The 12,169-nt window shown below is 50.7% G+C and carries 11 protein-coding genes; 4 read left to right on the forward strand and 7 right to left on the reverse strand.

The features are described 5' to 3' along the window. Positions 1-153: 153 nt before the first annotated feature. Both AACQ84_RS00795 and AACQ84_RS00800 read right to left on the reverse strand, forming a co-directional pair. Positions 154-2,307 (reverse strand): transglycosylase SLT domain-containing protein, encoded by a 2,154-nt coding sequence (locus tag AACQ84_RS00795; RefSeq protein ID WP_012305796.1) that lies wholly within the window; start codon positions 2,305-2,307, stop codon positions 154-156. Between the two features lie 132 nt (positions 2,308-2,439). Next, on the reverse strand, positions 2,440-3,492 hold the full coding sequence (locus AACQ84_RS00800; protein WP_012305797.1) for a fatty acid desaturase: 1,053 nt from the start codon (positions 3,490-3,492) through the stop codon (positions 2,440-2,442). Positions 3,493-3,678: 186 nt separating this feature from the next. On the opposite strand from AACQ84_RS00800, the gene AACQ84_RS00805 reads away from it, so the two are divergent. After that, on the forward strand, positions 3,679-4,146 hold the full coding sequence (locus AACQ84_RS00805; protein WP_012305798.1) for a Tic20 family protein: 468 nt from the start codon (positions 3,679-3,681) through the stop codon (positions 4,144-4,146). Positions 4,147-4,248: 102 nt separating this feature from the next. Beyond that, positions 4,249-4,803 carry a COP23 domain-containing protein gene (locus AACQ84_RS00810; protein ID WP_012305799.1) on the forward strand — a complete coding sequence of 185 codons (555 nt, stop codon included), beginning with the start codon at positions 4,249-4,251 and terminating at the stop codon, positions 4,801-4,803. A gap of 24 nt (positions 4,804-4,827) precedes the next feature. On the opposite strand, the gene AACQ84_RS00815 is transcribed toward AACQ84_RS00810, so the two are convergent. The 3 genes from AACQ84_RS00815 to AACQ84_RS00825 form a co-directional block, all read right to left on the reverse strand. Next, positions 4,828-5,925 carry an ATP-dependent 6-phosphofructokinase gene (locus tag AACQ84_RS00815; protein WP_012305800.1) on the reverse strand — a complete coding sequence of 366 codons (1,098 nt, stop codon included), beginning with the start codon at positions 5,923-5,925 and terminating at the stop codon, positions 4,828-4,830. A 184-nt stretch (positions 5,926-6,109) separates the two neighbouring features. Further along, positions 6,110-6,838 carry a hypothetical protein gene (locus tag AACQ84_RS00820; RefSeq protein WP_012305801.1) on the reverse strand — a complete coding sequence of 243 codons (729 nt, stop codon included), beginning with the start codon at positions 6,836-6,838 and terminating at the stop codon, positions 6,110-6,112. Further along, positions 6,804-7,346 (reverse strand): Npun_F5560 family protein, encoded by a 543-nt coding sequence (locus AACQ84_RS00825; protein ID WP_012305802.1) that lies wholly within the window; start codon positions 7,344-7,346, stop codon positions 6,804-6,806. Before AACQ84_RS00825 ends, AACQ84_RS00820 begins: the two co-directional genes overlap by 35 nt. A gap of 270 nt (positions 7,347-7,616) precedes the next feature. Between AACQ84_RS00825 and AACQ84_RS00830 the strand changes: the two genes are divergently transcribed. Further along, positions 7,617-9,050 (forward strand): phosphoglucomutase/phosphomannomutase family protein, encoded by a 1,434-nt coding sequence (locus AACQ84_RS00830; protein WP_012305803.1) that lies wholly within the window; start codon positions 7,617-7,619, stop codon positions 9,048-9,050. A gap of 79 nt (positions 9,051-9,129) precedes the next feature. Here the strand turns inward: AACQ84_RS00830 and AACQ84_RS00835 are convergent, their stop codons facing one another. Further along, the gene (locus tag AACQ84_RS00835) at positions 9,130-10,116 is read right to left on the reverse strand and encodes an ABC transporter ATP-binding protein (protein WP_012305804.1); all 987 of its coding nucleotides are present in this window, start codon (positions 10,114-10,116) and stop codon (positions 9,130-9,132) included. A 152-nt stretch (positions 10,117-10,268) separates the two neighbouring features. Between AACQ84_RS00835 and AACQ84_RS00840 the strand changes: the two genes are divergently transcribed. Next, on the forward strand, positions 10,269-10,622 hold the full coding sequence (locus AACQ84_RS00840; RefSeq protein ID WP_012305805.1) for a c-type cytochrome: 354 nt from the start codon (positions 10,269-10,271) through the stop codon (positions 10,620-10,622). A 197-nt stretch (positions 10,623-10,819) separates the two neighbouring features. Here AACQ84_RS00840 and AACQ84_RS00845 read toward each other — a convergent pair whose 3' ends face one another. Next, positions 10,820-12,121, reverse strand: a complete 1,302-nt coding sequence (locus tag AACQ84_RS00845) for a DUF4912 domain-containing protein (protein ID WP_012305806.1) — start codon at positions 12,119-12,121, stop codon at positions 10,820-10,822. Between the last annotated feature and the right edge of the window lie 48 nt (positions 12,122-12,169).

Below are 12,169 nucleotides of genomic sequence, written 5' to 3' on the forward strand. Positions count from 1 at the left end.
TATGAAATTATCAAGGTGCGTTCTAAATTGCTTTAGAACAGGTTTTTTATGTATGTGTATATACTAACAGCAAAATAAAGTTTTGTAAAGTATTCTCAGGTATTTTTTACATTTGTTTCAGTTTTGGGCTGTTCGAAGCGACAAAATAGGGGTTTAGAGAGCTTGGAGCTTGCGACTAAGCTCAGGATTGTAAAGGCGTTCGTAGTTCCAGTAGTTTGCAAAGACGGATTCGACGTAATTTTTTGTCTCGTTAAACGGAATTTGTTCAATAAAGGTATCGGGGTCATCGAGGCCGTAACGTTGTAGCCATTGGGCAACGTTGCCGGGGCCAGCATTGTAACTGGCGATCGCCAACATAGAATTGTCGTCATATTCCTGGTGGGTGTAGCGCAGATACCAAGTGCCGAGCTTAATGTTGTCCTCTGGTTCATCGAGGGCGTAGGTATTCCCGGTTGTCTGTTGGGCGATCCATTCGGCGGTGCTGGGCATCACCTGCATCAATCCCTTTGCTCCGACGGGGGATTCAATATTTCTTTCAAAGCGGGATTCTTGGCGCATCAAAGAAACGACCAGCAGAGGATTCAGGTCATTTTCGGCGGCCCAGCGCTGAATCGGCTCGGAGTAGGGGAAGGGGAAAAGGGCGTGCCAATAGGTTTCGTTGTCTCGGAGTGCTAGCCAAGCTTGGCGATCGCCCGGCTCATCCCGTTGACTGAGGCCCCAAATGCTGTTGATCCCCTGGAGGTAGCGGCCTTGGGCCAGTTTTAACAGACCTTGGGTAAAGGCTTCGGGGACAGTGAGTTTTGCTTTGCTGGCAAGCTCTAGCTGGAGGGTATTCCAGGCGTCAAAATCCTGGCCAAGGCGATAAAGCTCCTGAAATGTTTCTGAACCCGCCGGGGGCACAGGGCGAGTTTCTGGGATCATTAATTCCGGTTGGAGGCTGCGTATGGAGTCAAAATCCCCCACATCCCAACCGAGTTGCACCGCCGATCGCCAAGCGTAATAGGATTCGGGATAATCCTTGAGGGTCTGCTGAAAGGCTTGTTTTGCCGCTTGGGTTTCACCGAGTTGTTGGTGCCATTTTCCCGTCCAAAAGATTGATTCGGCGGCAAGGGTATGGTCAGGGGTGAGGGTGGCGATCGCCTTGGCCCATTCAATGGCTTGGGTGTAGTTTCCTTCCTGGGCATAGCGTTCAGCTTGTTGCCAGCGGTATTCTGTCGTTGCACTCTGGTCTTTGTGGGTGTTGAGGGCTTGTTCACGGGTCTGGCTGGCGGAACGATTGCTGCCAAGTTTTTCTAGAAGATCGGCCTTGGCAAAAAGGGCGCTGGGGGCTTCTTCGGGAAATTTTTGGGCGGCTTGGTCTAGATAAGTAAGGGCTTCAGTGTCGTTGACTAAACTCGCGAGGCGACGTAAGCCAAGGCCCGTTTCCGGGGCATCGGGGAAGGTTTGGATCAATGTTTGGTAAGCTGGGCGCGCCTGGTCAGGTTGATCGCTCACCTGTAAACTACGGGCCAGGCGATAGAGATTTTGTGGGGTGCGGGGTGCATTGGGATAGGCTTGAGCGGCGTCGGCATATTGCCATTGATCCCAAAAGCTATCGGCGATCGCCTGCCAGATTTCAGGAGACAGTTGGTCAGCGAAATTCTCCATGAGGCTTTGGCGTACCTGGGCGATGTCCGGGGCATCGGCATCATATTTGAGGCGTAGCTCCAACAGATCCCGTTGCTGGGGATTTTCTGCAAGGCGTTGTTGGATCAAGCTTTGGGTGCGCGGATGGGCGGGATATTCGGCGATCGCCTGGTCGGCATATTTCGGGTCGTAGGCACTGAGGCGAAACAGCGCTTCGGCAGCGGCAGCATCCTCTGGATAATTTTGCACCACATCAAACCAAATCACCTGGGCCTGTTCGGGATTATTGACCAATTCGTAGGCGCGGCCCCGTTTAATCAAAATATGAGGCGTTAACACCGGATAGTCCTGTTCTAGGTTCTCGAAGGCGGCTAGGGCCGCTGCCCCATCTTCCGCAACCAAGTAGTCCATCCCCAACAGGTAACGGGCGCGGTTTCGGTCGAGGTCATTGTTGCTGCTGTTGGCGATCACTTCGAGGCGATCGCGCCGCTCTGCCGGGGCGAGATCCACCAGGGCTAACACTTCAGAATCTACCGCTGCTGGAGATTCCACCTGACCACTGCCTGGAAACAAGGGAAGTAAAGCATTGCGGTTGGCGATCGCCCCAATGCCCAAAATGCCGGTTAAACCAAGACCCAGCCAAAAGACTGGTGAACTGTACTTGACCCGAACCCGTTTCATGTTGCTGCCATAAATTCAACGGTCTCGATCATAGGCGATCTCTCTAAAAATCATCATCACCAACCAAAGAAAAACCCCAATTCTCCGAGGAAAATTAGGGTTTACAGCGCTATCTAGTCACGCTTTTGGAGCTTATTTTTTCGGCTGGTAATACAAGTGAGAACCCTGATCGGCGATGTAGTGACAAGCCTTTTGGGATCTAAAGAAACTCCGCCAAATGGGAGCATGGCTCACACGGTAATAATCACCGAGGAGGGGCTTAATCGCTTCGGTGGCATCCTTGAGATGGTAGTGGGGAATAGTATGGAAAATGTGGTGGGCGACATGGGTGCCAATATTATGGTGAATTTCGTTGAAAATGCCATAATCCCGGTCAATGGTAGAGAGGGCGCCCTTGAGGTAATACCAGTCATCCCCCCGATACCAAGGAATATCCGCTTCCGTATGGTGCAGATAGGTGACTAAATCAAGCCAAATAACAAAGATAACGTAGGGTACAAAGTAGAATTTCACAAAAGCCAGGAGGCCAAACTGTACCGTAAACCAACCGAGGAAACCAACCATGGCGATAATCGCGGCGGTGCTGAGGATGATATCGTTTCGCTCAGCAGGCTTAAACAGGGGACTTTTCGGCGAAAAGTGAGACCCCGGCCCCCGACCCGGCGATCGCTTAAACAAATAAATTGGATAAGCAATCAGAGGTGCATAGAACCGGACTAACTTTTCGGCAAAGCCCATCTGGTCATATTTCGACTCAGGGATGGGGTACCAACTCTCATCGGTATCAATATTTCCCGTATTGGAATGGTGGGTGCGGTGGGAAATGCGCCAACCATGGAAAGGCACCAAAATCGGCGTGTGGCTGAGGTGTCCGATGAGGTCATTCAGAAATTTAGAGCGGGAAAAAGATCCATGGCCGCAGTCATGACCCACCACGAACAAAGCCCAGAACATCGTGCCCTGGGCAAACCAGAAAATGGGATAGAAAAACCAAGAATCTAGGTACGCGGCGATCGCATAGAGGCCAGCGATGATCCCAATATCAAGAAAAAAATAGGCGAGGGAACGGAAGACAGAAGGCTGAAAACAGTAGTCTGGGATGGCTGCTTTCACATCCTTGAGGGTGAAGGGCAGATCTTGCCGTAGAGACTCGCGACTCCCTGGGGAGCGGACTGTACTTTGCATTCAGTTTCAAAAAGAGATTAACAAATGTTTACAATTCTACTGCCTTTTGTCAGGATGCAGGGGAAATCGCCGCAAAATTCCTGAATTTCGTTTAATTTTTCCCATTGTTTGGCCCTGGCGATCGCCACAGAACTTCTTCAAGACTTCTCTGTAGAATAGGAGCTAGTCCATTGCAGAAAAAGTTTTATGTCCACTACCACTGAACCCACAGATCGTTTATTTGGGGCCTTACCTTACCTATTACCCCTCGTCTACGCTTTGCCCTTCGGTCTGCCGTTTTTAATGCGCTTTCCGATCCTGGCGGTAATCTATGTGCCTTTACAACCCCTAATCCGCCTTTATTCATTTCCCTTTGCAGGGCTGATTATTTTCTTCATTCTCTATGCTGCGGTGGTACGCAACAGCAAAATTAGCCACTTCATTCGCTTCAATACCCTCCAGGCGATTTTGATTGACATTGCCCTGGTGTTGTTCGGGATTTTAATTCGCTTTTTTGGCTTTGGGGGCGGCAGTCTTCTCGTTGAAACCCTTTCAAATGTTGCCTTTCTCGGTACTTTAGTGGCTTGTCTCTATGCAATGGTGCAATCGATCCTCGGCAAATATGCGGAGTTGCCGACTATTTCCCAGGCTGCCTATTCCCAATTACCTTATTAATCAGACGAAATAGGCAAAATTCTGGAAATTTAGGGTCTAATCGGGAAACTTTTTTGGGGTCATCCCCGACAGATAATCATGGTGAAGTATTAGGGAAATACAATGGCGAAGTTGATGATGTTAGAGCCTTATCAACTATTGTTGGGCGGCGTAGTGGCGATCGCCTTTCTCACGGTGGGCCTGACGGTGGGGGTCAGCAATGCCCTGGGGCGCAATATTCTTAAACCCCGGCAGTTTACCTGTCAGCCCGTCATAGAACCCCAAACAGGAGACTTGATGTGGACGGTCTTTCATCAGGGCCAAGGGCAACCGCAACCTTGGCTGCAAATGGTGCCGGGCATGGAAGGGGATGTGTCCCCCAAAAGTCGTTGTGAGCAGGTCGCCCAGCGCCTAGATTCCCTAGTGCCACAGCAACTCCGCGCCCTCACCTATCAGCCCAACCCAGCCACCCCAGAACGGGAAGCAATTTGTGCTCTGACTCAAACGAAAGGCGGCCCTTGTACGACGCTCCTAATTTTGAAGCCAGAGACAGACCCAACGCAGTTTTTTGCGGATCTGACCCTGCCCCTACGCCGATGGGGAGAGGGGATGCAATTAGAAACCGCAAACCAGGTTCCCCTCGATCTGCAGCCTTTGCTGGAGCCAGCTTCTCCCTAGAGTTCTGGGCGGCTTAAATGTGGCCTAAATTTCACCTGGGCGATCGCCAAGACAAATCCCTAAGCCCCGCGCGGTTTTCACCAAAGTTCCCTCCGGATCAACGACCCGATTGATCTCAATGGCCTCACTAATGGGCGCACTAGACACCTGGCCATTTTGCCAAGTCACCATGTGATCAAATTTGCCCTGGGCAATCAAATCCACCGCCGCCACCCCAAAGGCCGAGGCCAACAAACGGTCTAGGGGTGAGGCGATGCCCCCCCGTTGGATGTGGCCCAATACCGTTACCCGCGTTTCTGCGCCAGTCTTTTTGGCCACCTCATCGCCCATGTATTGACCGATGCCCCCCAGGCGACATTCCCCAAATTGCAATTCATGTTTGAGGGTTTCCCCAGAGGTGGTACAGACCGCCTCTGAAACAACGACAAGGGTATGACCATTACCGGAATTTTGGCGATCGCAAATAAACTCACACACCGTCTGTAAGTCGTAGGCAATCTCTGGGATCAAGATCACATGGGCACCGCCAGCAATACCCGCATTTAAGGCGATGTGGCCAGCATCGCGCCCCATGACTTCCACAATCATCACTCGGTTGTGACTGGCCGCCGTAAAATGCAGTCGATCTAAAGCTTCTGTGGCAATATTGACCGCTGTTTCAAACCCAATGGAACGTTCCGTAATGCCCACATCATTGTCAATGGTTTTGGGGATGCCCACGAGGTTCATGCCCCCCAGGTGGGCTAATTTCTGGAGAATCGCCAAGCTACCATCGCCACCAATCCCGACCAGTGCATCCAGCCCCAAGCGGTGATAGGCTTCGCCAATTTCTTGAGATCGATCCTTTAGGGAACCGTCTTCCATGGGAAAAGCAAAGGGATTACCTTTATTGGTCGTCCCTAACATGGTGCCCCCCATCGTTAACCAAGTATCGACTTGATCTTCGGTGAGGACAATGGTTTCTGGTGGCTCCTGGAGCAGGCCGAGGGTCGCTCGACAGATACCAATCACTTCCCAACCGTATTGATGTCGGGCACAGCGAGTTACAGCCCGAATCGCTGCATTCAAGCCGGAGCAGTCGCCGCCACTGGTGAGTACACCAATTTTTTTTACGTTTCCCATAACTGATGCTGTTTACCGTTGTCCTAAAGCATTTATGACCTGGGGCCATTGGGCCTATTGTTAATCAGGAAACGGCGATCGCCACAGCCTCTGAGATGATTCGTTTAATTTTTTGACAGTTATTTACTGATATGGCTGATAAGTCAGCGATCGCTCACATCTTCAGGGAAATTTCAGGGAAACTTTAGGATGCGAGGTAATGGGGAATAATCACATCGGGGATACTTTGGCCCGTCAGACAATGCCAATGGCAGGTAAACAGGTCTGGTTGTTGGCAGCGCAGAGAGGCGATCGCCGGTGCAGCCGGGAAAGGCCAGAGTCGATCAAAAATTAACCGCTTTTCCGGTGAGAAAGAAAACTGTAGCAGGTAAACCCCAGGCGTAGCCCCAATGGAATCGAGGAGTTGGTAGCCCAGATAATACAAACTTTGACGCTGTTCATCCCGGAGGTCGATGGGTTGGTGGTAGGAGTTGGGCATTACCCCTTCACCGATCACTTCGCCGTACAAAGGTCCCTTCGCCGTGTAGATAATTGGTAGCCAGTGATCACCTAAATAATTGTGGTTACAGACCCGGTGGGTTGTGTGTTTCTGCACCCACTGACGCCGCTCTTCAATTTTGCGACAGGCTTGAAATACTTTTTGGTGCGTGAAAGAAAAAGGCTCTGGTAAATCAATCGTCAAGGGACAAACGAGGACGTCGCGACCCTGGGACTGGCCCCCGCGCCGAACCATCGCCGGTGTGAGCACTTCTACTTCTGTGCCCTCGGCCTGCTGCACAATTGCCGTTTTAAATGCCTTAATCATCCGCTCCGTAACGGGGGAAGCAGAGATAAATTTGCCAGAATGCTTTAATTCAGCATTGACTAAGATGATGACCTTAGAGGGTGCTGAACGTCGGGATGGGGCTGCCACCTTTGGGGTTAAATGTGGGTAATTCAATCTCAGACAGGCTATGACGACGATTTTTCACTGCAAGGCGGTAACTCACACTTTGTAAGTCGGCGTGGAGTTGGCGATTCTCCCTTTGCAGCTTCTCTACTTTATCGCGAACTGTTGCCATTCTCTCAGCAAATTTTTGCCGATAAATCTGCGGTAGTTCCTGAACCACCTGTTCTAACCGCCGACTGCGATCGCCTAATTCTTTAACAGATTGGCGCAATTGGGAAATTTCTTGATCTTTCTGGGTCAAGCGCTCTTGATAAAAAACGACTTGCTGTTCAACCTCTTGGAACTGCTCCCGGAGGCGCTGGAGTTCTTCTTGGTGCTGGGCTTCTAGCTCCGGGGCCGGGTCATCATTGCCCTTGACGAGACGAAATAACTCCTGGGACAGTTGCTGCACCAGTTGATCCCGCAGTTGGAGTTCCTGCTGGAGTTGGGCGACATCGAGGGGTTGGGATTGACGGGGTTCGGTTGTTGCCACGGTTATTCATCACTCCATTGATCAAGGGTTTGGGGTTAAATCGTCCGATATGTACATCAATCTAGACAAAATTTGCACCGCCCGAAGGATAGAAAAGACAGTCTTTCGCCTATGACTTTTTACTGGGACTAGCCAGTATAGACCTAATAATATCTAATGCTTTGGAAAAATGCCTGTCTTCGGGGAAATTTTGTAAGAAAATCGCCATTCGTGGTTTCCCCCTTGCGGATAAGATAAAGGGGATTTTTAACAAGCCCTGTTTTTCTTCACATGAGTATTGCAAGCAATCCCCCGATTAAGTTTGGCACTGACGGTTGGCGTGGCATTATCGCCGATGATTTTACCTTCGCTAATGTTTGTAAAGTGACCCGGGCGATCGCCAGCTACCTAGAGACGGCCTATGGGAAGGATCGTCCGGTGCTGGTGGCCTATGACACCCGTTTTTTTGCAGACGAATTTGCCCAGACTGCGGCGGAAGTGCTCGCGGATCTCGGTTGGACGGTGCAGGTGGTAGAGCGGGATTGCCCGACCCCGGTGATTGCCTACAATGCGAAGTTTCTTAACTCTGCCGGCGCGTTGATGTTTACGGCCAGCCACAATCCGGCCCCCTACTGTGGGATCAAATATATTCCCGATTACGCCGGGCCAGCGACCCCAGAAATCACCGACACGATTGTGGCGAATATTGCCAGTGCTTCGGCGGAGATGCCCACGGGCAAAAATGGCGACAAGATTTCTCGGTTCGACCCGAAACCTGCCTATTTAAAATTTATCTACACCCTCCTGGATGTGGACAAGATTCGTTCAGCGGGCCTGAAAGTTAAATACGATGCGCTGTATTCCACGTCGCGCGGTTACTTAGATGAAGTGCTCGCCCACTGCGGCTGTGAAACGGAATCATTTAATACCAGCCGTGATGTTTTGTTTGGCGGTGGGATGCCAGAACCAAAAGGCTCTCAGTTGGTGGGCCTCGTGGATGCGGTAAAAGCGGATCAAGCGGATCTAGGCTTGGCGACCGATGGTGACAGCGATCGCTTTGGGGTTGTGGATGAATTGGGAAATGTTTTAACGCCCAACACAATTCTGCTCTTGCTTGCGCGGCACCTGCTGAAAAACAAAGGTCAAAAAGGGGCGATCGTCCGCACGGTGGCCACAACCCATTTGCTCGACAATTTGGCCGCAAAATATGGCTTAGAAATTTTTGAAACAGCAGTCGGCTTCAAGTATATCGGCGAAAAAATGCGCGAAACTGCTGTCCTCATTGGCGGTGAAGAATCCGGTGGTTTGAGTGTGCTCGGTCATATCCCGGAAAAAGATGGCATTTTGGCGGATATGCTCGTGGCCGAGGCGATCGCCTACGAAGGCAAACCCCTTTCCCAATTGGTGAAAGAAGCCCTCGAAGATGCCAATGGTCCCCTCTTTAACAAGCGTTTGGATTTACACCTCGAAGAACCCCACAAAAAGGCTGTCTTGGACTTCTACAAGGCGACGCCCCCGGAAACCGTGGCTGGTTTAGCGGTCAAAGAAGTGGGCTTAAAAGATGGCGTGAAACTGTACCTCGAACATGGCAGTTGGGTGCTCCTGCGTCCTTCTGGTACAGAGCCGTTGATGCGGGTTTATATGGAAACGGATTCTGCGGCCCTTGAAGCGAAAATTGCCTCAGAAATGGAAGCGGCGATCGCCAAACTTGATCCCGCGAAATAAACACCTTTGAAATTTTGCGAGAGAGGGCGTTACTAATCGGTAATGCCCCTTTTTTAATGCTTTTTTGAAAGAGAAAAAATTAGGCGATCGCCTTGAGATTTTCCTCGATGTGCGCCTGGGGATCATGGTCACGAATTTGGCGAATAAAGAAATCCTCTAGGGAAACCCGCGCCAATTTCAAATCTAATAATCGCGCCTTCATTAAGCTTAGGGAAGCGATAAACTTTTGGGGATCCCCTTCCAAATGACCGATCCAATGGTGATCCTTGCGGGCTAAATCCGGCACCCAAGACCGTAACGCTGCCTCGGTACCCCCTTCGATGACAACTTGGTAGCGATCTGCTGCCCCCAAAAGCTCATCTAAAGTACCTTGGCAAATAATTTCTCCTTTCGACAAAATCGCCAGGCGATCGCAAATCAATTCCACATCCGCCAAAATATGCGAATTAAAGAAAATCGTTTTCCCCTGGGCCTTTAGGGACAAAATAATTTCTCGCACTTGGTAGCGTCCGAGGGGATCGAGGCCCGACATCGGCTCATCGAGGAAGACTAAATCAGGATCATTGATTAACGCCTGGGCCATCCCTACCCGCTGGAGCATCCCCTTGGAATATTTGCGGAGTTGCCGCTTTTTCGCCACTTCCTGGGCCAGTCCCACCGTATCCAGCAGTAATTTAATCCGCTTTTGTCGCTTGCCGCGCGGAATCTGAAATAAACCCGCCGTAAAATCTAGAAATTCCCAGGCCGTCAAAAAGTCATAGAAATAAGCATTTTCCGGGAGATAGCCAATGCGCTGTCGGGTCTGGCGATCGCCAAACGGTTTCCCTAACAACGTCGCATTTCCCGCCGTCGGTCGGATAATCCCCAACAGAATTTTCAAAAGGGTGGTTTTCCCCGCTCCGTTCGGCCCCAGTAGCCCAAAGGTTTCTCCTCCCAAGACTTCGAGGGAACAACTTTTCAGGGATTCACCGGTTTTGTTGAGCCAAAAGCCGGTACGGTAAGTTTTGCAAAGGTCCCAGGTCTTGACCACTGCCATACCATCGGAGGAAGGAGATGCGGACTGCATAGGGCAATTTCGTGACAAATTGAAACAATTTAGGGAATTTCAGGCTAAGCGTTTGAACCAAACGACAAGATCGATAAAATATAGTCTGGTTGATTATATTAAACTTTTAACCAAATTCTTTTTCTGTTGAGAGCATTGAGAGGAAAACTCCTTTGAAAAAATTACTTGCTATTGCTTTAACCGTACTTGCTACTGTTTTTGCCTTCGGGACTCCTGCATTTGCCGCTGATGCTGCTGCTGGTGCCCAGGTATTTGCCGCTAACTGTGCCGCTTGCCATGCTGGTGGTAACAACGCAGTCATGCCCACCAAAACCCTAAAGGCTGATGCCCTAAAAACTTACCTCGCTGGCTACAAAGATGGCAGCAAGTCCCTCGAAGAAGCGGTTGCCTACCAAGTAACCAACGGACAAGGGGCAATGCCTGCTTTCGGTGGTCGTCTAAGCGATGCTGACATTGCTAACGTTGCCGCTTACATCGCTGACCAAGCAGAAAACAACAAATGGTAAACGACTGATTGCCTCAAAATCAGTTGCAACCCATTCCCCCATAGACCAGTTATTTTGCTTAAATAACTGGTTTTTTTATGGCGATTAACCCTTTCGACAGATAAACTTCAGAACAAAAAACCTCCCCAGATGGAGAGGTCAAGAAATAAATTAATCAAATCAAAGCATTCGTTTTTGAGATTTACCGCAACAGTGGCCTAGACAAACCACTCGTCCATTGCCTGTTCTTTGGTGTTGGTATTCCGAGAAGGAGTCGCCCGGTCAAAGGTCATGTGAATCGAACGGGTTTGTTCCCCATCGGCAGCCACAGCCACAATCGGATAATCGATATTGCCGTCCTGGAAAGACATCTGGAAGCGGAATGTGCCGTCTGGATTCAGTTTGATCGGTTGACCACCAATAGTGACAGTGGCATCGGGTTCCGTCGCACCGTAAACAATCAACTCTGCATCAGCCACGAGCCAGAATTTCCGGGGACGCGCTGGTGGCATCGACGCAAAGCCAGCACCGGACATATTCAAGCCGGACATATTGAGGCCAGAAACGTTGGGGGCTGCCCATAGTCCTGCCCCAGAGGGGAAGACATAGGAACTGATGGATTCTTGGGGCGGTACTGAACCAGCCACATGTTGCATCGAACCAAACAGAGACCCAGCAATACGTTGGGCTTCGAGGGATTGGAGATCGCCAAAGATTTCGTCGTAGATGGGACTAGAGGTACTTTCGGCAGCGGCGGCAGCAGCTTCTGCTTGTTTCTTGGCTGGGGGTACCAGGTTGTAAACGGTTTTTCCTTTCAGTTCTTCATCCCACTGGACGGTCACAAAGATGTCTTCTACCCAGTCGCTGGGATAGACGGGGGGAATGCGAATTGCGGTGGAGCGGGCCAAGCTTAACCAACGGCCATCGGCGCAACGGTAACCGATTTCGACAACGTAATCGCGATCGCTAACGGGGACGGGGAAATACCATTCCCGCGCCATTTCATCACACAAATATTCTTGGACGTTGTGGGGGGTCTGGTAGTCGAGGTTGATGTCCGTTACGTCATAGAGGCGGAGGGCGATCTGCTGGCCCCCTTGGTTCCGCAGGTATTGCTTGTGGTCGTTGGGGATATCCCAGTAGGCGTAGGCCCATTGGGGATCACGGGGTAAGAGAACGATGCGACTTTGACCATAGCCGCCGGGGAGGTCACCGAGGTCTTCATCGACACTGGCGAGATCGAGCTCGATAGGATCATCTTGACCAACTTCAAATTTTGCTGCTTCCACTTGAGTTTCCTCCTCTTGGCTATTGACTGGGGTGATGGATTCAGTTTTGTCGGGGGTGACTGAGGCTTTGGGATTGTCGTAGCTTGAGCGTTTTTTCACCTCAGCGAGGAGTTGATCTTTGCGCATCCGACTATAGCGGCTGATGCCAAGTTTGCTGGCGAGCTTCCGTAGTTGCCTCAGGGTCATATCTTCTGGGTTGTCTGCGAATCCATTGCCTACTGTGGTGGTCATGGGATGGGCTCCTCCGTTGCACGAATTTTGGACTGATACAGGGTAGGC

The sequence above is a fragment of the Picosynechococcus sp. PCC 7002 genome, from assembly GCF_963860125.1.
Taxonomy (GTDB): Bacteria; Cyanobacteriota; Cyanobacteriia; order Cyanobacteriales; family MRBY01; genus MRBY01.

Bases quoted from the DNA above. Each gene is read 5' to 3' on its own strand.
- AACQ84_RS00795 (WP_012305796.1), bottom strand. From the start codon at position 2,307: ATGAAACGGGTTCGGGTCAAGTACAGTTCACCAGTCTTTTGGCTGGGT.
- AACQ84_RS00800 (WP_012305797.1), bottom strand. From the start codon at position 3,492: ATGCAAAGTACAGTCCGCTCCCCAGGGAGTCGCGAGTCTCTACGGCAA.
- AACQ84_RS00805 (WP_012305798.1), top strand. From the start codon at position 3,679: ATGTCCACTACCACTGAACCCACAGATCGTTTATTTGGGGCCTTACCT.
- AACQ84_RS00810 (WP_012305799.1), top strand. From the start codon at position 4,249: ATGGCGAAGTTGATGATGTTAGAGCCTTATCAACTATTGTTGGGCGGC.
- AACQ84_RS00815 (WP_012305800.1), bottom strand. From the start codon at position 5,925: ATGGGAAACGTAAAAAAAATTGGTGTACTCACCAGTGGCGGCGACTGC.
- AACQ84_RS00830 (WP_012305803.1), top strand. From the start codon at position 7,617: ATGAGTATTGCAAGCAATCCCCCGATTAAGTTTGGCACTGACGGTTGG.
- AACQ84_RS00835 (WP_012305804.1), bottom strand. From the start codon at position 10,116: ATGCAGTCCGCATCTCCTTCCTCCGATGGTATGGCAGTGGTCAAGACC.
- AACQ84_RS00845 (WP_012305806.1), bottom strand. From the start codon at position 12,121: ATGACCACCACAGTAGGCAATGGATTCGCAGACAACCCAGAAGATATG.